Annotated in this window: 18 protein-coding genes and 2 tRNA genes; 5 read left to right on the top strand and 15 right to left on the bottom strand. The window is 66.2% G+C overall.

Annotated elements, in window-relative coordinates; genetic code table 11:
* Positions 1–14: 14 nt before the first annotated feature.
* The 5 genes from AC1DG4_RS11470 to AC1DG4_RS11450 all read right to left on the bottom strand — a co-directional run bounded on the left by AC1DG4_RS11470 (position 15) and on the right by AC1DG4_RS11450 (position 4,324).
* Positions 15–464 (bottom strand): carbohydrate ABC transporter permease, encoded by a 450-nt coding sequence (locus AC1DG4_RS11470; protein ID WP_477420239.1) that lies wholly within the window; start codon positions 462–464, stop codon positions 15–17.
* On the bottom strand, positions 422–847 hold the full coding sequence (locus AC1DG4_RS11465; RefSeq protein ID WP_477378257.1) for an ABC transporter permease family protein: 426 nt from the start codon (positions 845–847) through the stop codon (positions 422–424). The genes AC1DG4_RS11470 and AC1DG4_RS11465 overlap by 43 nt, the downstream gene beginning before the upstream one ends.
* The gene (locus AC1DG4_RS11460) at positions 844–1,785 is read right to left on the bottom strand and encodes a carbohydrate ABC transporter permease (RefSeq protein ID WP_477421244.1); all 942 of its coding nucleotides are present in this window, start codon (positions 1,783–1,785) and stop codon (positions 844–846) included. Before AC1DG4_RS11460 ends, AC1DG4_RS11465 begins: the two co-directional genes overlap by 4 nt.
* 75 nt (positions 1,786–1,860) lie before the next feature.
* Positions 1,861–3,168 carry an ABC transporter substrate-binding protein gene (locus AC1DG4_RS11455; RefSeq protein WP_477378253.1) on the bottom strand — a complete coding sequence of 436 codons (1,308 nt, stop codon included), beginning with the start codon at positions 3,166–3,168 and terminating at the stop codon, positions 1,861–1,863.
* Positions 3,169–3,286: 118 nt separating this feature from the next.
* Positions 3,287–4,324 (bottom strand): LacI family DNA-binding transcriptional regulator, encoded by a 1,038-nt coding sequence (locus tag AC1DG4_RS11450; protein ID WP_477378251.1) that lies wholly within the window; start codon positions 4,322–4,324, stop codon positions 3,287–3,289.
* 1,214 nt (positions 4,325–5,538) lie between these two features.
* On the opposite strand from AC1DG4_RS11450, the gene AC1DG4_RS11445 reads away from it, so the two are divergent.
* The 3 genes from AC1DG4_RS11445 to AC1DG4_RS11435 are packed head-to-tail and all read left to right on the top strand — an operon-like array spanning position 5,539 to position 7,686.
* Positions 5,539–6,606 carry a hypothetical protein gene (locus AC1DG4_RS11445; protein WP_477378250.1) on the top strand — a complete coding sequence of 356 codons (1,068 nt, stop codon included), beginning with the start codon at positions 5,539–5,541 and terminating at the stop codon, positions 6,604–6,606.
* Positions 6,607–6,663: 57 nt separating this feature from the next.
* A complete protein-coding gene (locus AC1DG4_RS11440; RefSeq protein WP_477378248.1) occupies positions 6,664–7,116 on the top strand; it encodes a hypothetical protein in 453 nt (150 codons plus the stop codon).
* 60 nt (positions 7,117–7,176) lie between these two features.
* Positions 7,177–7,686, top strand: a complete 510-nt coding sequence (locus AC1DG4_RS11435; RefSeq protein ID WP_477378246.1) for a hypothetical protein — start codon at positions 7,177–7,179, stop codon at positions 7,684–7,686.
* A gap of 1,154 nt (positions 7,687–8,840) precedes the next feature.
* On the opposite strand, the gene AC1DG4_RS11430 is transcribed toward AC1DG4_RS11435, so the two are convergent.
* The 7 genes from AC1DG4_RS11430 to serS all read right to left on the bottom strand — a co-directional run bounded on the left by AC1DG4_RS11430 (position 8,841) and on the right by serS (position 14,945).
* A complete protein-coding gene (locus tag AC1DG4_RS11430) occupies positions 8,841–9,566 on the bottom strand; it encodes an HIRAN domain-containing protein (protein ID WP_477378242.1) in 726 nt (241 codons plus the stop codon).
* Positions 9,547–10,452: a HipA domain-containing protein gene (locus tag AC1DG4_RS11425; protein WP_477378240.1), complete on the bottom strand. Its 906-nt coding sequence runs from the start codon at positions 10,450–10,452 to the stop codon at positions 9,547–9,549. The genes AC1DG4_RS11430 and AC1DG4_RS11425 overlap by 20 nt, the downstream gene beginning before the upstream one ends.
* 380 nt (positions 10,453–10,832) lie before the next feature.
* Positions 10,833–10,923 (bottom strand) — tRNA-Ser (locus tag AC1DG4_RS11420).
* A 217-nt stretch (positions 10,924–11,140) separates the two neighbouring features.
* A complete protein-coding gene (locus AC1DG4_RS11415; protein WP_477420235.1) occupies positions 11,141–12,403 on the bottom strand; it encodes an LCP family protein in 1,263 nt (420 codons plus the stop codon).
* Positions 12,404–12,456: 53 nt separating this feature from the next.
* Positions 12,457–12,541: transfer RNA gene (locus tag AC1DG4_RS11410), tRNA-Ser, on the bottom strand.
* 203 nt (positions 12,542–12,744) lie between these two features.
* Entirely contained in the window at positions 12,745–13,611 is an 867-nt protein-coding gene (locus tag AC1DG4_RS11405) for an HAD family hydrolase (RefSeq protein ID WP_477378237.1), read from the bottom strand.
* Entirely contained in the window at positions 13,608–14,945 is a 1,338-nt protein-coding gene (gene serS, locus AC1DG4_RS11400; RefSeq protein WP_477378235.1) for a serine--tRNA ligase, read from the bottom strand. Before serS ends, AC1DG4_RS11405 begins: the two co-directional genes overlap by 4 nt.
* A 158-nt stretch (positions 14,946–15,103) precedes the next feature.
* Here serS and AC1DG4_RS11395 point away from each other — a divergent pair, with 158 nt between their 5' ends.
* On the top strand, positions 15,104–16,099 hold the full coding sequence (locus tag AC1DG4_RS11395) for a diacylglycerol/lipid kinase family protein (protein WP_477378233.1): 996 nt from the start codon (positions 15,104–15,106) through the stop codon (positions 16,097–16,099).
* A 7-nt stretch (positions 16,100–16,106) separates the two neighbouring features.
* On the opposite strand, the gene AC1DG4_RS11390 is transcribed toward AC1DG4_RS11395, so the two are convergent.
* From AC1DG4_RS11390 to AC1DG4_RS11380, 3 genes are all read right to left on the bottom strand, one after another.
* Positions 16,107–16,826: a hypothetical protein gene (locus AC1DG4_RS11390; protein ID WP_477378231.1), complete on the bottom strand. Its 720-nt coding sequence runs from the start codon at positions 16,824–16,826 to the stop codon at positions 16,107–16,109.
* A 94-nt stretch (positions 16,827–16,920) separates the two neighbouring features.
* On the bottom strand, positions 16,921–18,381 hold the full coding sequence (gene cls, locus AC1DG4_RS11385; protein WP_477378229.1) for a cardiolipin synthase: 1,461 nt from the start codon (positions 18,379–18,381) through the stop codon (positions 16,921–16,923).
* Positions 18,382–18,524: 143 nt separating this feature from the next.
* A complete protein-coding gene (locus AC1DG4_RS11380; RefSeq protein WP_181158261.1) occupies positions 18,525–18,701 on the bottom strand; it encodes a hypothetical protein in 177 nt (58 codons plus the stop codon).
* A 298-nt stretch (positions 18,702–18,999) separates the two neighbouring features.
* Between AC1DG4_RS11380 and AC1DG4_RS11375 the strand changes: the two genes are divergently transcribed.
* Positions 19,000–20,232, top strand: coding sequence for a DUF4192 family protein (locus AC1DG4_RS11375; protein WP_477378227.1), 1,233 nt, complete (start codon positions 19,000–19,002; stop codon positions 20,230–20,232).
* Positions 20,233–20,240: the final 8 nt, after the last annotated feature.

The following is a 20,240-nucleotide window of genomic DNA, read 5'->3' as shown; positions in this document are numbered from 1 at the left end:
CGGAGTGGATGAGGTCAGCCTTTGACCGCGCCGCTGGTGATGCCGGCAACGATCTGGCGGTTGAAGAAGATGTACGCGACGAGGGGCGGGATGGTGATCAGCAGAATGTCCATGAACAGCAAGTTGTAGAAGCTCAGGTTCTGCCCGGCGAAGGTGTACAGGGTCGTCTGCACAGTCGCGTTGTCCGACCCGGGGAGGAAGTACAGCGGGCCGGCGAAGTCGTTGAACACGAACACCGACTGGACGACGATCACCGTCACGATCACCGGGCGCAGCAACGGCAGGATCACCTGGAAGAAGAGGCGCACCCGGCCCGCGCCGTCCAGCACCGCCGCCTCGTCGAGCTCGCGCGGAACCGTGTTGAAGAACGCCCGAAACAAGAGGATGCAGAACGACAACCCGAAGGTCGTCTCGATCAGGATCATGCCCGGCATGGTCTTGAACAGCCCAAGGGCCTGCAGCACCCAGATCGTCGGAACCACCGCCGGGGGACGATCAGACCGGCGAGCACGAAGAAATTGACCACCGGCCCCCACTTGCTGCGCTTGCGGGCGAGAACATAGCCGGCCATCGACGACAGGATCACCATCAACGCAACCGAAGCGACTGTGAGCACTGCGGAGTTGAAGAACGCGCGCCAGATCTGGCCGTCACCGCTCTGCAGCACCGCGACGAGGTTGTCGAAGAAGTGCCATTCCTTGGGCCAGGTGAAGGCCAGTCCGGAGGCGTCCTCGGGCGTCTTTGCCGCCTGCAGCACGACGAAGGCGAACGGGACCAGGAAGACGACGATCGAGACCAGGATGGCAACGATGCCGACGATCCAAGCGCGAGTGTGCAATCTGTTCACAGCTCCACCTGCTTCCGGTTGAGGAGGTACGACAGCGGCACCATGATGATCGTCACGACCAGGAACAGCACCACGTTGCCCGCGGTCGACAGCCCGTAGAAACCGGCCTGGTACTGCTTGTAGATCACTGACGCGATCACGTCGCTGGTGAACCCGGGGCCGCCTCCGGTGGTCGCCCAGATGATGTCGAACGACCGCAGGCCGCCGATCAGCGACAGGATGATGACGGTCGCAGTGGCGCCGCGGCTCAGCGGGATGGTGATCCGCCGCAGGATCTGCCACGAGCTCGCCCCGTCGATCCGTGCCGCCTCGAAGTACTCGTGCGGGATGGCGACGATGCCGGCCATGAAGATGAGGGTCGCGATGCCCACCCCCTTCCAGATGTCCACACCCGCGATCGAGTACAGCGCGAGATTCGGGTCCGTGAACCAGCCCGGCTGCGCCAGCCCGAAGAAGCCGAGCACGCCGTTCACCATTCCGTGGAACGGGTCGAGAAGGGACTTCCATAGGATGCCTACGCCGATCGTGGACAACAGCACCGGGAAGAACACGACGGCGCGCAGGTACCCGCGGCCGACAACCGGGGCGGTGAGCAGCAGTGCAAGCAGGAAGCCCACGACGACCTTCACGCCGGACGTGAGGAACGCGTAGATCAGCGTGTGGATGAAGCTCGTGTAGAGCTGCGGGTCTTGGAAGAACTGAACGAAGTTCGCGAAGCCGATGAACTGCGAGTCGAAGAGCGACCAGCGAGTCAGGGAGAAGTAGAAGGACGCGAGGGTCGGCACCGCGAAGAACACGACGTAGAGCGCGATCGCGGGGATGAAGAACCACGTCGGGTAGATCGAGCGCACGCGTGAGCGCGGTCGGCCCGGGGGCTTGCGAACATCGGTGATGACGTCGCTTTCCTGCAGAGCCGTGGCGGGGCTGGSTGTCGACATGTCACTCCTCATCGAGTAGTCGGATCAGTAGGGCGCCCGGGTCGGCCGCCGACGGCAGACCCGGGCGGTGGACGGCTACCAGCCTTTGAGTCCCAGTTGCTGAGCCTGAGCCTTCACGTCTTGGTCGTAGAGCGCGGCACCCTCCTTGGCACTGGAGATGCCGGAGCCGACCTGAATAAGGATCTTCTCGAGGTTCGGACCCTTCACCGGCGACAGGAACTCCAGCGCAAGGCCGGTCTTCTTGTCCTCCTGGTACTTCAGCACGTCCTGCACCAAGGCCGGAGCATCGGACGGGAGCTTGCACGCGCTGGTCGGGAACGGGCCGGCCGGGACGCCTGCGCTGTTCTGAATGTCGCAGCCTTCGGGGGAGCTGAGGAAGGCGACGAGCTTCTTGGCAGAGGTCAGCTTGTCTCCCGTGGTGGTCTTCGGGATGTATGCGCCGTTAGGTTCCCACACCGTCGCGCGCGGGTCGCCGGCATCGCTGGGCAGTGCGAAATAGCCGATGTCGTTCACCTGGTCCGGGTTCGTCTGCACCACGTTGCTGATGAACAGCGTCAGCATCGGGTATTGGGCACCAGCACCGGTAGCGAGCATCTTCAGCGCGTTGACGTTGGTCAGCGACGCGTAGTCCGCGTTGGTCAGGCCCTTGTCGTGGATCTCCTGAGTGTGAGTAAAGCCCGCGAGCGCAGGAGGGTTGGAGTACTTGGCTTTGTTGTCCGTGTACTTCTCTGCCCAGTTCTCGTCCTGCGCGGTGACGTTGGCGAAGTCGGCGAGCACCAGGAGCTGGCTGGTGAACGTGTCACCATACGCCTGGATGATCGGCGCGATTCCCGCAGCCTTGATCTTCTCGCTGTTAGCGATGAAATCATCCCACGACGTGGGAACAGACAACGCCAGCTTCTCGTAGACCTTCTTGTTGTACAAGACGCCGCCGCCGAAGGTCGTACCCGTCGGGGCACCATACAGAGCCTTGTCTGTGCTGACCGTCTTCTTGAAGTCGTCCGTCAGATCCTTGGCCCACGGCTCGTCCGTCAGCGGCGTCAACTGGGAGTCCGGCTTGAGCGCCTGGAAAAGGGAACCGGAGTTGTACAGGAACACATCATTCATCTCCCCGGTCGCGAGTCGGGTCTTGATCAGGTTGTCGCCGTCGCCGCCGCCGGGTCGGGTTTCCACCTTCACCTTGATCGATGGATTTGCCTTCATGAAGCCCTTGGCCAGGTCGTTGGCGAACTTCGTTGCTGCGGGGTCGTTGCCGGCCGCCAGCAGCGAGATCGAGTCGCCGGATGAGCCGCCCGACGAACTACACGCCGCGAGCGCGCTGCCGATAAGGGCGACACCTCCGATGGCAGCGATCAGACGCGCCGCCTTCTTACCTGTGAACATCCAAATACCTCCTCGTATTTGCAGGGATCGATTCAGGATGCAGAACTATTAAATCGATTTGATAGGACCGTAGGCGACATCGCCCGACCAGGTCAAGGACGAAGTTGTATCGATTCAATCACGGCTGCGTGCTAGCGCGCCTGGAGCTCTCCCGGACGACGAGCCGTGGCGGAAGAGAGACGACCGCGATCCCCTCCCCGACGGCGTCACGTCGCTGCATCAATCCGAACAGCATCTCAACCGACTGACTTGCAAGTTCTGACACCGGTCTGCTGACCGAGCTCAGCGGAATGATGGCTTGCGCGGCGAACTCGATGTCGTCGAAGCCGACGATCGCTAGCTCTTCAGGTATGCGGACGCGGCCGAAGACGCCGTTCAGCACACCCACCGCAACCAGGTCATTGACCGCGATGACTCCCGTGGGCCGCTCCTGCTCGGGCAGAGAGGCCAGTTCGTCCCCGACCGTGCGCCCATTCGCGATGTTCCGCGTCTCGAACGGGTAGAGCTGCAGGGTGGCGCCGACCACCTTGGCGATCTCTTCCCGCACGCCCTGCACGCGCCGCGCGATGATGCCGATCTCGGGGCTGTAGCCCACGAACGCGAGCCGCCGGTGGCCGGACTCCAGCAAGTGGGCCGCCGCCAACCGCCCACCCTCCACATCGTCGTACGATACCGACGACGCCGACTTGTCCAGGCTGTCCGTGAAGATGAGCGGGATGTCGTGGTTCGCCAGCCGTGCCGCCGCGTCCGACATGTCGCCGACGGGGCTGAGCATCACTCCGTCGACTCGCTGCCGCGCGAAGAGATCGAGCAGCTCGGCCTGCAGCGCCTTATCGCCCTCGCTGCTCACGTTGAGGACAGTCAGGCCAAGTCGTCGTGCCTCACGCTCCACCGCGCGGACGAACTCCGCCGAATACGGGTTGGCCACCTCGAACGCGAGATGGCCGATGATCTTCGTCTCACGACGACGCAGCGATCGGGCCGCGTCATTCGGCACATAGCCGAGCTCGTCAATGGCTGCGCGGATACGTTCCGCAGTGGCCTCCGCGACTCGCCCCGGGTTGTGGAAGAAGTTCGAGACCGTGCCTGCAGACACGCCTGCGACCGCCGCCACATCTGCTGCTCGCACGAATCCCACCTGGCCATTGTCCAGCATGACCGCTGTCTTGCTCGGTGAGCATTGGCGGCAGCCCGCGTAGTTCGTGATGTACGCGTCGTCGATGCGGTCGTTCAGAAGACCCGTATCGCAACCGTGATCCTGGCACTGGCACTGGCACTGGCACTGGCACTGGCACTGGCACTGGCACTGGCACTGGCAACAGGCTGCACCAGAAACCCGGCCTCGCCCCCACCCGTCCACGCCCTCGGCATTCGCCTCTGCCTCCGCCGCACAGCATGGACAGGCCGCCACCTCACCACCGGAGATCGCCACGTCTGCAACCACCATCACCATCACCGTCGCGGGGCAGACCGTGACCGTCAGGCTCGAGGAGAGCGCCTGAGGCGAGGAGGCCGCCGACGGTCACGGGTGCTTCGTCGCGGGTGCGACGGTGGAGCCCCTGATCGTGGTCACCGATGCGGTTCCGGGATCCGTTCCGCGCTGGCACGGACCTGGACGGATGCCGCGATCCAACGGGGCAGGGCGAGATCTCCGCACACTCAGCCTCGCGCTCAGCGACGTCCACACCGTCGATGACGCCGTCACCTGCCGGCTCGGACTCGAAGCATGGTGGCATCTGCCTATAAGTCCGAGATGGGCGCATCCGGGCAGAAAAAACCCCCCGAAAATCAGTGGGATTCCGGGGGACACGTGGCGGAGACGGAGGGATTTGAACCCTCGGTCCCCTTAAAGAGGACTCCACCTTAGCAGTGCCTCGTCAGACACACGCGCTGCGTGATTCTGCGAGTGAATGCAGATCATGCACCCGACTTTTCGGCGTGCCCAGAGGCCTCCACTCCCCTGACGCTCCCCAGTTCGGCTGTACGGTCGATGGACCTACTGATCGTGGGTCGCGAGTTCTACAAGCCAGATCCGAGCCATTACTATGCCCGACCTCCATAACGCCCAGCACCAGCGCAGCTCGCGCGGTCGCTTGAAATGAAGTTGCGATCTACCTGCGACGTTTGGTGGTGACAAGCCGAATTCCGAGTGTGTGCAACGGCATCTGTCTGGCGCGGCAGTCCCTTGTACGCCGCATCGTTCCTGGATAGAGATTCGCGGCCCACTGCACTGTTGGCTCCGGATCCGAGTCCCGTCGACTCCCTCTCGCGCAGTCGTTTGCCGCGGCGACCCCGTCATGTCCGTGGCCCGCTCCACCATGGGGACTGCGCTGTGGCTATCCTGACGCGCACATCCAAAGGGGGACGAATTTGGTCGAGTTCTGGAATCATTGGTGGGCGCTGCTTTATTTCGCCTCCCTGTTGTTTGGCCTGCTGTGGGCATTCTGGGTGTACATCTCGGCACCTCCCGTCGAGAAGCCGGGGTCGTCCGCCCGTCTTACGGCGGCGGAGCTGCGATGGAATCGTTGGTGCGGTTGGCTAGCGGTGGTCGCCGGCCGTGGCGTCCGGCTGCGGGCTATCTCGAGTGGCGAGTGGGCTGCGCTGCTGCAGGAGAACGAAAAGAGTCTGAGTCAGGCAGAGAAAGCCAACCGGGCACGATTTGCCATCCCCATGGGGCTCGCGTGGCTGACGGGGATCTTCGGGATCGCGCAGGGAGCGCTTTCGATCATCTGCCTGGCCTTTGCACCCCTCACACCTTGGCTCATCGTGTCTGTGCTTCTTACCGCATGGGCGGCCGTGCCGTCCTGCGTCACGGCCGTCGTGATGTGGCGGTGGTGGGCGCGGAGGCGAACGTTCGAATGGCAGTTTCTGCAGGATGCAGGCCGGCTCGTGCGAGCATGTGAGCGGGCGAACCGGCGCGACGGCGACATCGGCAAGGCCACGGACGCGATCGAGGAGACCATGGTGTCTCGGCTCGCACGGACGCCTGTCGACCTCCCTTCCTACGCCGCGCGTGCGCGACGCTGGCAAGCCCGAAGCACACCAGTGCTGGAAGCCCGTCCACCGATCACTAGCGACGATACCCGCGCGGTTCTGGCTTGGGTCGAGCGGTGCAGCGAGATCATCCGCTCGCGATGGGATCGTCCACGTTGGACCCCCCGCCGCACGACGACAGAAATCACACGGCGAACTGACTTGCCAACAGGAATCCACATTCGATTCGGCTGGTCCATCACTGTGTTGTTCGTCAACACGATTCTCATTGCTGTCGGGATCGTCGCGGACGGTCTCCCGCCACGGATACATCTACTTCTCGAAGCACTCAAAGATCCGGCTCTCATAAATGGGGTCACGCTCGCCGCTCTTGCGCTCCAAGGAGCTGCGTTCGCGGCGCGGATGATCACACGCAGGCTCACGGCGCCGCCAACCATGGGCTGAGATTCTTTCGCGCGATCGTGATGACCTATCTATTCACTTTGAGGGCAGAATGCGTCCATGACAGTTTCCTCCAGTGCAGTCGATCCGAGTGTCATCGTCGTGATGCCAGGGCTACCAGGTTCGCTCTCGAGTCCAGAGAGCGGGCACCCCGGGTATCCGTCTTCGACTCTCGTCTTCGAGAAGGTTCTGCGCAGCGCAGGGTATCCGATCCGCGTCGCGCCACCTGAAGACATTCGGGAGCTGAGTCATCACGCGGCGGACGTATGGTTTCCAATCGCCGAGTTCGGCCTTCAGGTCCTCGCGGGTGGTGCGGGTAACGTGCTCGCCGACGTCCTCATGCGGGTGTTCGGGGCGTTCCCGCGCCGCAGGACAATTGCCCACATTCAATGGAAGGTACAGGCCCCGGATGGATCGAGACACGAGTTCAAGTTCGACGGCGATGGAGAGACAGCAATCGAAACCGCACGCGCCTTCGAACGCAGTCTGGGCTACGGCAGCGATGAAAGCTGACGACGGCGCTGCCGGCTTGCAGAGATTCAACGGCGACTTGCTGCGTTCCACGCACATCCGATGGACGTCTCGGACGACGATCTGCTCGCTCTCCGGCGGGATGCGAGAGCAGCGATCGATCGCCTAGACGATGAGCCTGAATTCGAAGAGGCTCATGTGACCCCGGATGAGGTCGGCCGACTCATACGGAGCACTCGACCGCATCTGTGCGTGATGACCGAAGACGGCGACGACTTCATGCAGGAGTGTCCCGTAGCCCTTGGTCACATCCGGCTCGGATTCAGCATCGGTGCCGAAATCGAGGAGAGCCACTGTTCGATCTGCGAAGGGGATCTCTGGGAGTGCCCCCACATCCCAGGACAGGTGTACGACGGCCAGCGGGCCAGTCGCATCATCACGAAGGCGAAGCTGTTTGAGGTCAGCCTCGTGGACCGGCCCGACTTTCCAGACGCCCGCATAACGAGTCGGCCGGTAGCTCGTGCGGACGTCGAGGTCGCGTTTGGTGGCCCGCTCCCGGCCAACGCGCGACCAGTATGCGACCGGTGCCTGACACCCTGCCCCGGAATCTAGTGATCCACTCTGGCGTAGCACCTCGCCGCGCGCCGCGCGGGGCAGTCAATAGTCCCGAGCAAAGATCCGTATCCGGTGCGACTCGCCCAGCTCGAAGTTCTGGCCATCAATCGTCAGAAATCGTCCCGCTCCTCTAATGGCTGCCAAGTCGACCATGTGGGGAGTATCAGCTGGCCCCTGGAACACGTGCCCCTCCGGGTGCCCATCGGCGAGCAGGTCGACACCAAGATAGAGCTGGACCCGCTCGGGCCATGGCGCGAAGAGAACTCCTCGGGTCGGAGCTCCGCGATCTCGCGAGGGTACCGATCTTGTAGGGTTGCTCTGCGGGGAGAACGCCGCCATTGGCTTTGGCGAGCTCGGCACGGAYCGCGCCGGGCGTGCTGCCCGGGCCCATGGACGTCATGTCACGGACAACCGCCCGTGCGCGGCGACCTGTGATCTGGGTCACGGGATGTCCGAACATGAGGATCAGCACCCGACGACGCCGCATCCAGGGAACGAGGAAATTGCGCCAGGTCAAGACAACGACCGCGCCATCTGACCTTCGGCTAGATCCCCATCGCGCTTCGTTAGATCTCACCTCGCCAGACCACTCGTGGACCTCCGCGTCGAAGATGTGCACGTAATAGCTCTCGCCAGGGTAAAGCGCCTGTACCAGCGGGACAGTGCCATCGCCCGCAAGGGGCTTGCCCGTCCGGGTGATCCACGCCCGGTGATACGCAATCTGCTGAACCGGATTCGAACCGGTGTCTGACAAGGTCAAAGAGAACGAACTTGAATTCGGCTCGCCATACACACCGATGCGAAGCTTGCCCCGCGCCAGAAAGGCTGAGAGCAATCCGACCAGTGTGATGACGAACGCGCCGATCGTGACCCAATCAGCGATTCCACCAATGATGCGTCCGACGTCGACAGAGGAAAGTCCGAGAGCGGTCGAAAGCACTGAGTCCATGACAGTAAGTTACGGTGACCGCCACTCATCGCGGCCGTGTACAACCCTTCCATGACCGGTCACCGATCCTACAAAGCCGTGCGTACCCGCCAGCGCCGCGGGTACGCCTCCCCGGCGGTACGCGCCGAGTGGGAGCGCGCGCCACACGGTGACGAGGGTGCCGGTAGCGCCCAGGGCGCCTGACCATCGGCCCGTGGTGAGCTCAGTCGAGCGATGCGGAAAGCCTGCACAACACGCGAGTATGTGCTGGGGCATCCTCGTTGACCTGCTCGGCCTGCAAGTTCAGATTCCATCCCTCACGGATCAGGTCGCTGACTTCGTTGCAGAGCCAGTCCGGCACCCAGCCCAGTTGAATCCCGTTCTCGACATCGACAATCACTGCGTTCGAGTTCTTCGGGTTCTCGGGGTCAGGGCGAAGCTCGAGCATATCGCCGGCCTTGACCCTGCGGAGCAAGTCTTCGGAAGCCTCCACGTGACGAAGTCCAGACACGAAGAATCGGCTCTCAAACGAATGCTCGCCCCGCACTGGCACATCGACGATGTGGAAGGTGTCGGTCGCACGCGCACCTCCGGTGCGCGCGAGAACCTCGATCGGAAGAAGCTTCGGGTCAGCAGTATCGAGCCCCAGCCATTTTAGGTAGCGACCATACGATGGCCGTTCCGAGGACATAACCCTGTTCGCGAAGAAGACTGGGAGAGAATCGCTCACATAGGACCGCTCAAGATCGGGATACTCATCCAACGCGAAGAAACGAGGGTTCGAACGCGCCTCGTCTCGATAGGTGAAGCTGTAACGACCGTCAGTGAGATGATCCAACACTGCGACAGGAACGAAACGTCGATCCGATGGGTCTTGCCACACGAGCAAGAGCGCGCGCTGCACCTGCAACTGAGGCCCGGGTCGGGCATCAACAGTCTGGGTAGTCACGGAGAACCCTCTCACGATTGGCGAAAATAATGCTGGTAGCGAAGGTACGCGTGGGGTCGGACATTACGTCTTTCGGAACGGATTCAACGATACTCCGCACATCCTGTGGCGAGAGCGAACGAAGTCTCTCCAGCCAGAAGCGTCTCACCTCCGCAGGAGTAGCGTTCAGTGCCTCCTGCGCGACCGTCAGCAGGGAAGGCTTACCCGCGAAATGATGGCTCTTCCCGCGCGCGAGCCAACGGTCGAACGCCGCGGCGTTGACCAGCAAGGAAGCGCGTCGTTCATCGTTCTCTTGAAAGCCGAGCGCGTTGCCGTGGTCAAATGACGGAGCGAGCCTGCGACCCGTCTGACTGCTGATGATGCCCCAGTTCTCATGATGACGGTCTCGACCCGCCACCAAGGCATCCATGACGAGGTAGCCCGCCCACACATCGAACCCGGAGAACTGCGGAGGGCCCGCGAACTCTGTGGGAGCTCCGACTCCCGTCAGCGCACTTCGAACAGCGCTTACCGTGTATCGAGGGTTAGCTCGCATCAGCTCGCCGTCATACGCGGGATCCACCTCGCTGAGGAGACTATTGCCGTGGACGAGTCGCTCTAGGTTGACGTGGTTCACGACAGACCGTGACACGATCCCTCGGTGACCTTCAGAGTGTGCTGGCCTGACGACCGCGGTCGGCACACCGATGAGGCTCGACACTTGGTGAACCACCCACTCGGCCCAGTCCTCACCACGCACGATACCGTCGCGCTCCCGTGTGAACTTAAACAGCCACGGGCGGTCATCGTCAGGGTTTGTGACCCAGAACTTGACTTTGGTACCCATCGGCTCGTCTTGGAGCTCGCTGCCCCCGATCACCTCAACGGGGTTCCAAGAATCAGGCACGCGCTGAGTGTATCGATGGAGGCGGGATCAGCCACGACGGCTCGCGACGGGTCCGCGAGCAACGCCGCAGCGGCGTTCGCGCCTAGGATCCGCAACCGCCGCGTGATCGCCGATGTCGCTTGAGACAAGCTTGCCGTCCAAGAACACAGCGTGCCGCAGCTCTGGATCCCTTAAAGGCTGCATCACCCCGGCGGCGAGGTGCACGCCGATGCCAACCAGGGATCGAAACCGCATGATTACGCGGCACGCTGCCCGCGCAGCGCGAGCCTTTACTCCCCGTCGTTGCCCTAGGGGAGTCTGCATGACCATTCCTCACGCCAAACAGAGCTCCGAATGGGCCGGACCAAAGAGCAGAAAAACCCGACTGACCAGGTAAACAGTGGCGGAGACGGAGGGATTTGAACCCTCGGTCCCCTTAAAGAGGACTCCACCTTAGCAGGGTGGTGCACTAGGCCACTATGCGACGTCTCCAGATGTCCGGCACGCCGAACACCAGGGTCCATCCTAACCGGTCCGCAGGCACCGCGCGAACCAGGCGCGTGCGCCCCGGGAGCGCTGCTCGATCCGTCGACGCCCCCTCTGAGCACCGACGCCCCCTCGCAGAGACGTCACCACGAGGGGGCGTCGGTGCTGCGAGGGGGCGTCGAGGCGGATGCGCCGAGGCGCCCGGGCGGAAGCGCCGCGCGCGTCAGCCGCTGAAGCCGTTGCCGTTCGAGCAGGTCTGCTGTGCGGCGGACTGGCCCGAGACGTTCTTCGGCAGCTGGACCGGGCCCGACGTCGCACCGGGCGTCGGCGTCGAAGATGGATCCGTCGTCGCGGGATCGGTCGTCGCGGGATCCGTCGGTGCAGGCGTCGCGGAGACGACGGCGTCGTCGCGCTGGCCGGCGACCTGGATCGCCTGGTTCGCGGCGATCGCGGCCCAGAGCTGGTCGGCGCTGTCCGTGTCGGGCACGACCTTGTTCGGGTTGTCCGGATCCGTGAGCACCGGGTAGTTCACGAAGTTGATCTGGTCCAGCGGCACGTCCTTCATCGCCAGCGCGATCTGCACGAGCAGGGTCGGGCTGGTCAGGGTCGTGCTGGGCGTGACGTTCGACATCACCGTGTTCGCGAGCTTCAGCAGCGTGCCGGGGTTGCCGAGCACTTCGCTCGAGACCATCTTGCGCGCGAGCGAGGACATGTACACCTGTTGGTTGCTGCCGCGGCCGAGATCGCTGCCGTCACCGACGCCGTGCCGCGTGCGGAGGAACTGCAGCGCCCAGTAGCCCTGCAGCGTGTGCGTGCCCGCGGTCAGCTCGAGCCCCGTGTCGGGGTCGCTCATGCCGTTCGCGACGCAGACGTCGACGCCGCCGATGGCATCCGTGATCTTCATCACACCGCCCCAGGTCACCTTCGCGGCGAACTGGATGTCGAGACCAGAGACCTCGTGGATCGTGCGCGCGACGCAGTTCAGGCCACCGGTCTCGAGCGTGACGTTGATCGGCTGCTTGGACATCTCGCTGGTCGCGTTCCCCTGCGCGTCAGTGCAGGACGGGATCGGGACCATGAGGTCGCGCGGGAAGGTGATGACCGTCACCCGGCGAGGACTGTCGGAGATGTGCAGCAGGAGGTTCGTGTCGTTGCGCTCGCCGGCGTTCTCCGGGTCGGAGCACCGGTCGCCGAACTCGGCGGCGAACTCCGGCTCGCACGCGTCACTGCCCACGAGCAGCATGTTCACGCCGCCCTTGATCGCGCCGATGTCCGGCGGCACCGACTTCTCGCCGTCCAGGGCGACCGCGTTCGCGCTGAAGGTGGTGCCGAGGTCGTAGGCGACGTAGGACGCGACAGCGACGCCGGAGACGAGCACCACGATCGCGGTGATGCCGAGCATCTTCATCAGCTGACTCCAGGCGCTCGGCCGGCGCAGCTGGCCGTGCCCGGCGACGGGGCGTCGGGATCGGGACGTCGCGCTCACACGGTGCCTTTCAGGATTCAGCGGGTGACCCGCGCCACCCTGCGCTCATTCAGCGGAGAGTGTGGGATTCGAACCCACGGGACATTGCTGCCCACTGGTTTTCAAGACCAGGTCCTTCGGCCGCTCGGACAACTCTCCTCGATGCGCATGCACACACCGAACAGGCGTCGAGTCTAACGGAGAACCGGGTAGCGCCCTGTGAGCGCTTCTCCATTGTGCCGCGAGCCCCTGGGCGGGCGCTGAGTGAAGGCCTGATCACGCCTGAGAAGGCGTCCTTCGTCTCGCTGCGCTCGCTCAGGAACCGGGGGCGTCGTCGCACAGGAACCGGGGGGCGTCGTTGGTCAATGAGCGGTGGGCGCGGCGGGAACGGTCAGCACGATCCGCTCGATCACGGTGGCGAGCCCGCCGTCCTCGACGTCGTCGGTGACCTCGCCGGCCGCGGCCTTGACCTCGTCCGGGGCTTGGCCCATCGCCACGGCGTGCCCGCCGAGTCCGCGCGCCCAGGCGAACATGCCGAGGTCGTTGCGACCGTCGCCGGCCACCAGCACTCGGTCGTCCAGCTGCCCGCGCGACTCCCGCACGCGCGCGAGCGCCGTGCCCTTGTCCACGCCGCGCGGAGCGATGTCGAGCCACGCGGTCCAGCCGATCGCGTAGGAGACCTCGTTGAGCCCGGCGTCCTGCACGAGGCGGTGGAAGTCGTCCTCATCGTGGCCCGGTGAGACCACGACCACGCGCGAGACCTGCTGGGCGCTCAGTTCGGCGAAGCCGACCTGACGTCCGCCGTCGAGCGTCCAGTCGTCGAGCTCCGCGGTGTACAGGCGCTGGCCGGATCCGAGCTCGACCATGTACCGCGCGTCCGGCAGGCGGTCGTGCAGCAGCCCGAGCACGGCGGAGGGGTCGAACGTCTCCACGTTCCAGCGCTCGTATGCGTCCGCCGCGGGAACGCCGTCCGTCGCAGTCTCATCCGGGGCGGATCCGATGCGGCGCATCGTGACCGCACCGTTCGAGCACACCACGAACTCGGGACGGATCTCGAGCTGGTCGAGGAAGCGGTGCGTGCCCATCCAGCTGCGCCCGGTCGCGAGCATGACCTCGTGCCCGGCGTCGCGGGTCCGGCCCACGGCGTCCACCACACCAGGGCTCATCGTCTCGTCCTGCAACAGGATGGTGCCGTCGATGTCGAGGGCGACGAGCCAGGCGTGCGTCATGCGCCCGCGCCCTCCCCTTCGACAGCCTGAGCGGCCGAAGCGCCCAGCGGGCGCAGCACCTCGAGTCCGCCGAGATAAGGGCGCAGCACCTCCGGGACGCGCACGGATCCGTCCTCCTGCTGATGCGTCTCCAGGATCGCGACGATCCAGCGGGTGGTCGCGAGCGTGCCGTTCAGCGTGGCCACGTGCTGCGTCTTAGCCCCGCCCTCGGACGCCGAGCCCGCCGAAGCACCCGGACGGTGCCGGATGTCGAGGCGGCGCGCCTGGAACGTGGTGCAGTTCGAGGTGGAGGTGAGCTCTCGGAACGCGCCCTGGGTGGGCACCCACGCCTCGATGTCGTACTTGCGCGCGGCGCTGGATCCCAGATCCCCTGCTGCGACGTCGATCACCCGGTAGGACAGGCCGAGCGCGGTGAGCATCTCCTCCTGCAGCGCGACGAGGCGGAGGTGCTCGGCCTCGGCGTCCTCAGGGGTCGTGTAGACGAACATCTCCAGCTTGTTGAACTGGTGCACGCGGATGATCCCGCGGGTGTCCTTGCCGTACGAGCCGGCCTCACGGCGGTAGCAGGTCGACCAGCCCGCGTAGCGCAGGGCGCCGCGGGTCAGATCCACGATCTCGCCGGAGTGATAGCCGGCCAGTGCCACCTCGCTCGTGCCGACGAGGTAGAGGTCGTCGTCCTTGTCGAGGTGGTAGACCTCGTCGGCGTGCTTGCCGAGGAAGCCGGTGCCCTGCATGATCTCAGGGCGCACCAGGGTGGGCACGATCATCGGGGTGAATCCGGCGGCGAGTGCCTTGTCCAGCGCGAGGTTCATGAGCGCGATCTCGAGACGGGCGCCGATCCCGGTGAGGAAGTAGAACCGGGCGCCGGAGACCTTCGCGCCGCGCTCCATGTCGATCGCGCCGAGCAGCTCGCCGATCGCGAGGTGGTCACGCGCCTCGAAGTCGAACGTCGGGGTCTCGCCGACCCGGCGCAGCTCGACGAAGTCGTCCTCGCCGCCTGCGGGCACCCCGTCGATCACGACGTTCTCGATCGCGGAGAGCGCGTCGGCGGCGATCTCCGCGGCCTCGTTCGACGCGGCCTGTGCCTGCTTCACGCGCTCGGCGAGATCCTTCGCCTGCGCGACAAGAGCGGCCTTCTCGTCCTTCGGCGCCTTCGCGACCTGCTTGCCGAACGCATTCTGCTCGGCACGCAGCTCCTCGAACGCCGCGAGCGCGGCGCGGCGCGATCGGTCGGCCTCGATCGCCGCGTCGACGGTCGAGGCGGAGTTGCCGCGCGCGGCCTGGGACTGGCGGACGAGCTCTGGCTCGTTGCGGAGAAGGGCGAGGTCGATCACCCGTCAAGTCTAGCCAGGCGGCGCACCGCGGTTCTCCGGGCCCGAGACCACCCGGACGGCTTCAATTCACCGCGCCCGCATTGCTGGATTCTCGGCCCCGATGCCGCCATTCACGCGCTGTGAATCCGGGATGCGGTCCCCCGGAATAGGCTGAGGCCATGAGTGACGATGACGGACGCCCGCGCGCCGCCCTCGTCGTCAACCCGGTCAAGGCCGATGCGCCGAAGCTCGTCGAGCTGCTGCGCACGCTGTCGGGGCAGGCGGACTGGGACGCTCCGCTCATCATCGAGACCTCCGTCGAGGATCCGGGTCAGGAGGCCACGCGCATCGCGCTGGCCGATGGGGTCGCCGCCGTGCTGGTCGCCGGAGGCGACGGCACGGTCCGCGCCGTGTCCGAGACGATGGCCGGCACCGGTGTGCCGCTGGCGATCGTGCCGAGCGGCACGGGCAACCTGCTCGCGCGCAACCTCGGCCTCGCCCTGGACACCCCGTCGGCCGTGATCGACGCGGTCTTCCACGGCGACCGCCACCCGGTCGACATCGGCTGGGCCGAGCTGACGCGTGTGGACGGCGCGGTGCAGAAGTACGGCTTCGTCGTCCTCGCCGGCATCGGTCTGGATGCGCACATGATCGCGAACACCCGTCCCGGCCTGAAGAAATCTGTGGGCTGGGTCGCCTACGTCGACGGCGCAGCGCGCTCCCTGCCCGGCGCGAAGCCGTTCCGGATCATGTATGCGGTCGACGACCTCAAGCTGCACTCGGTCAAGGTGCACAGCATGCTGTTCGCGAACTGCGGGGCGCTGCCTGCAGGCATCGCCCTGATCCCCGACGCCTCGATCACCGACGGCAGCCTCGACGTCGCCGTGATCCAGGCCCGCGGCCCGTTCGGCTGGCTCGCCGTCTGGCGCACCGTGTGGTGGCAGAACTCCGTGCTGCGGCGCAGCAAGGCCGGCCGGCGCGTGATCGAGCTCACCGGATCCGGCGGGTCGATCCGCTACCTCCAGGGCAGCGACGCGGACGCCGCGACCACCGAGCCCGCTCCCGTCGAACTCGACGGCGACGGGTTCGGAGAGGCCGTGCGGATCCGGTGCCGCATCGATCCGGGCGCGCTTCTGGTCGCCGTGCCGGCCGGGCACGTGATCAGCCCGGCCTGATCCGGCGTCAGCCGATCACCGTGACCTGGCCGTCCAGGTTGTCGCCCTTGAGCGTGAGGACGTAGCCGGCCGGATCCGCGGGCGCGTTGACTCCGAGCACGGTGACGCGGGGCACGAAGTCCTTGGTGCAGATCGCGGTGGCGTCGGTCTGGAACGTGACCGCCGCTCCCTTCTTGTCCTGGTTCTCGGCCAGATCGCTCACGACGGGCCGGCACGTCGAGGAGCCCCAGGTCAGCAGCAGGATGCCGGTGTCGGAGTACCAACCGGCGCTGGGCTTGCCGTCGCTGGTGCCACTGGCCGAGAGCGCGCTGTTCCCTGCGAGCGGCAGCCGCCCCTGGAACCCCCCGCCGTCGAACGACACCGTCACATCCTTGCCCGGATCCACGCTCTCCGGCACGTCGATGAACGTCGCCCGCGGCGCGAGGTCCGCCGTGCAGATGGCGTTCTGATCCGGCTCGGCGAGCATGACCGAGATCGTCTGCCCTTCGGCCTTGACGTCCTGAACCACCGGCGTACAGGCGAGGGACGACGAGCCGAAGGTGACGAGGCCGATCCCGCGCCCGCCGTCGAGCCAAGCCGCCGCCGGATCCATGGACGGCTCCGGGGCCGACGTCGACTCGGCCGTGGGGGCGGGAGCGCTGACCGGCTCGAGCTGGGCGCAGCCCGCCAGTGCGATCGTCGCGGAGGCGGCGAGAGCCGCGATGGCCAGAGCGGTGCGGATCCTCATGCGCTCATGCTATCCAGCACGGATGCCCGTCACCATGCCTCGGCGGCGACGTTCTCGGCGAGGTCTCGACGGCCGCACCCGCACCCGCGCGTGGCTACTGCAGCGACGAGGTGAGCCGGGCCAGGTTGTCCAGCACGGTGGAGCGCAGCGGCTGCTGCATCCACTCCTCGAGCGTCAGCTCGCGGCTGAGGGAGCGGTACCGGTCCTCGACCTCGCGCAGCTCCCGCACGAACTCCTCGCCGCGCACGAGCATCGAGATCTCGAGGTTCAGACCGAAAGAGCGCATGTCCATGTTGCTGGATCCGATGACCGCGACGTCATCGTCGATCGTCAGGCTCTTGGTGTGCAGGATGTACGGCTTGCGATACATCCAGATCCGCACGCCCGCCCGCAGCAGCGCCTCGTAGTAGCTGCGCTGTGCGTGGTAGACGATCGCCTGGTCGCCCTCCTCTGACACGAACAGCTCGACCTGCAAACCCCGGTCGCACGCCGTGGAGACGGCGAGCAGCAGCGCCTCGTCCGGCACGAAGTAGGGGCTCACGATCATGATCTTGCGTTTGGCGCCGTACAGCAGCCCCAGGAACAGGCGGAGGTTGTTCTCGGCCTCGAAGCCGGGGCCCGACGGCACGATCTGGCAGTCCAGGTCGCCGCTGCCGCTCTCGGTCGGCGCGAACGCGACCGACTCCGGCACGTCGTCGGTCTCGCTGTACCAGTCGGAGAGGAACACCGCGTTGACGCTCCCGACCACCGGCCCGTCGACGCGCACCATGAGGTCGACCCAGTGCAGGCCGCGCTTGATATTCTTCGGCAGGTTGTAGGTCGAGTCGGTGACGTTCTGGGATCCGAGGAACGCCACCTCGTTGTCGACGACGAGCAGCTTGCGGTGATTGCGCAGGTCGGGGCGCTGCGTGCGCCCCTTGAGCGGCTGCACCGGCAGCATCAGATGCCAGTCGGCGCCCATCGCATCCAGCCGCGCGATGGTTTTCCGGTAGCGCGGCTTCCAGCGGTTGGCCCAGTGGTCCAGCAGCACGCGCACGGGCACCCCGCGCGCGGCCACCTCCTCCAGGGCGCGGAAGAAGTTGTCGGTCGAGGCGTCCGACTGCAGGATGTAGAACTCCACGTGCACGAACTCCGTGGCCTCGCGGATCGCGTCGGCCATGGCGTCGAGCGACTCCTGATACTCGGAGATGAGGTGCGCGCCGTTGTCGCCGAACAGGGGCAGTGCCCCGAGGCGCTGATTCATGCGCACCAGCGACGCGAGATTCTCCGGCATCTGGATGTCAGAGCCGCCGAGGTGCAGGTCCTTCGTGACCTCGGCGATGGTCTCGTTGATGAGGTCCTGCTTCTTGCGCCGCGCCCGGGGCAGCCGCGGGTTCCCGATCAGCAGGAACAGCAGCACCCCGATATACGGGATGAAGTAGATCGCGAGAAGCCAGGCCGTGGCGGCCGTGGGACGCCGGTTGCGCGGCACGACGATGATGGCGATCGCACGGATCGTGAGGTCGACGAGGACGGCGAAGGCGACGACCCACCAGGGCCACGACTGAGACCACATGCCGCCTCTTCCGCACCGGATTCCGCCGCCGGACAGCGACTTCGTCCACAGTAGCGGCTGGGCAGGACAAAGCCCGGCGCGGCTCGGAGCCGTGCTGCCGGAGCCGCTGTCGGCGGGACGGTTGGCCTGGTGGTGCGCTCAGTTCAGGAGGAGCGGGGCGGGAGACCGCGCGCCGCGCGCTCTTCCGCCTCGATGCGCGCGTGCGTCTGCCGCTCTGTGCGATCGAAGCGCAGGATCCCGCGCAGCACGAACCAGAACACGATGCAGACGACGATCGTGGGGATCACCGACCACGCGGCGGCCACCCAGAATTCGTCCATGCCCCGATCCTACCCGTGGGTCCGGTGCGCCTGCTGAGAGGGGGCGGCGGTGCTGAGCGGGGCTCGGGGCGGGGCGGGGCTCGCGCTTTGCAGGACGTTTGCAACTCTGCAGGACGGATCTGCGGATCCTGTCCTGCAGAGTTGCAGACGTCCTGCGGAGTTGAGGCCCGCACGCGCGGGGCGCGGACCTCGCCGCCCTCCGCACGATCGGTCCACACATCCGGGATCCGCCGGAATCTTCCGCACTGTTCCGTTCCTGGTGCGAAGGGCGTTCCGCCGTACTCCGCAGGGTGGATCCATGACGACCATCGTTCACGCCGCGGGTGCCGCAGAGCTGCTCGCCGCCATCCCCGTGCTCACCGGCTTCACCCCGCGCGACTCCGTCGTGCTGCTGCCGTTCCGCGGTCCCCGCACCGCAGGCGCGCTCCGCTTCGACCTGCCGAAGGGTGCAGTCGGTACCGCGTCACCGCAGGGTGCGTCGGCTTCGCCCGCGCCCGTTCGGACCGCCACCGTCCTTGCGCCCGCCGCGGCTGCGCCCGTCACTCCGGTGCCCGCGGCTCGCACACCCACGGCGGCGGAGTTCGCGGCGACGGCGATCGGTCTGGCCTGCCGCGTACCCGACACGGATGCGCTCGCGATCGCGGTGTACGCCGACGGCGGCACGGCGCCCCAGGGCGGGATGCTCCCCGCCACCGCCCTCGTCGATGAGCTGATCGGGCGCGCGGAGGCGTGCGAGCTGCGCGTCGTCGAAGCACTGTTCGTCGGCGGCGGATCCTGGGCCGACTACCGGGATCCGGAGTCCGCAGCGCACCCTCTGACGGAAGTGCCGCCACCGCCCTCGGTGCCCGGGTTCGCCGGACCCGCTCCGGATCAGTTCAGCGGCACCGAGCTGCCCTCGCCGGGGCTGTTCGCGGCGGAATCGGTCGGCCGCGCGCTGCTCTCCACCGAGCGCGTGCTCGGTCCCGCCGTGCCGAGCCGCACGCGACCTCCTGCCACGGAGCGGGCGGATCCGAGGGCGCAGGAGACCGCGCTGCTGCTGGACGATCTGCCGTCGTTCCTGGAGGAGGTGCTGGACTCACCCGAGGCGCTCTCGCCGTTCGCCACCGCGGCGCTGGTGTGGATCCTGAACCGCCCGGCACTGCGCGACGTCGCTCTCGTGCAGTGGGCGAGCACCATTGACCGCGGCGATCGTGCGCTGGCCGCGCAGCTGGGACACAGCATGAGGGGATCCGCTGTGCCGTCGGACATCGGCGGCATCCTGATCGGGGACGGACCACGGCCGGACAGCGACCGCCTGGGCGTCGCGCTGACGCTCGTGCGCCGCACGGTCGCGCTCGCACCGCGCGAGACGCGCGGAGGACCGCTCGTGGCTGCCGCGTGGTTGTCCTGGGCCTGCGGACGCTCGACGCATGCCGCCCGATACCTGGATCAGGCGCAGACGGTCGATCCAGAACTCACGTTCGCGCAGCTGCTGCGCGCGGTCGTCGACGCCGGCATGTTGCCGCGCTGGTCCTTCCGCACGGCGGCGTGAGGGCCCGC

This window comes from Microbacterium sp. 05N427 (assembly GCF_056397105.1).
Note: the sequence above shows the minus strand (reverse complement) of the source record. Positions and strands in the feature narration are given on the sequence as shown.

Excerpts from the sequence above, each read along its gene's own strand:
- AC1DG4_RS11395 (WP_477378233.1), top strand. The coding sequence starts at position 15,104 with ATGAGTGACGATGACGGACGCCCGCGCGCCGCCCTCGTCGTCAACCCG.
- AC1DG4_RS11380 (WP_181158261.1), bottom strand. The coding sequence starts at position 18,701 with ATGGACGAATTCTGGGTGGCCGCCGCGTGGTCGGTGATCCCCACGATC.
- AC1DG4_RS11440 (WP_477378248.1), top strand. The coding sequence starts at position 6,664 with ATGACAGTTTCCTCCAGTGCAGTCGATCCGAGTGTCATCGTCGTGATG.
- AC1DG4_RS11405 (WP_477378237.1), bottom strand. The coding sequence starts at position 13,611 with ATGACGCACGCCTGGCTCGTCGCCCTCGACATCGACGGCACCATCCTG.
- cls (WP_477378229.1), bottom strand. The coding sequence starts at position 18,381 with ATGTGGTCTCAGTCGTGGCCCTGGTGGGTCGTCGCCTTCGCCGTCCTC.
- AC1DG4_RS11435 (WP_477378246.1), top strand. The coding sequence starts at position 7,177 with ATGGACGTCTCGGACGACGATCTGCTCGCTCTCCGGCGGGATGCGAGA.
- AC1DG4_RS11455 (WP_477378253.1), bottom strand. The coding sequence starts at position 3,168 with ATGTTCACAGGTAAGAAGGCGGCGCGTCTGATCGCTGCCATCGGAGGT.
- AC1DG4_RS11390 (WP_477378231.1), bottom strand. The coding sequence starts at position 16,826 with ATGAGGATCCGCACCGCTCTGGCCATCGCGGCTCTCGCCGCCTCCGCG.
- AC1DG4_RS11450 (WP_477378251.1), bottom strand. The coding sequence starts at position 4,324 with ATGCTGGACAATGGCCAGGTGGGATTCGTGCGAGCAGCAGATGTGGCG.
- AC1DG4_RS11375 (WP_477378227.1), top strand. The coding sequence starts at position 19,000 with ATGACGACCATCGTTCACGCCGCGGGTGCCGCAGAGCTGCTCGCCGCC.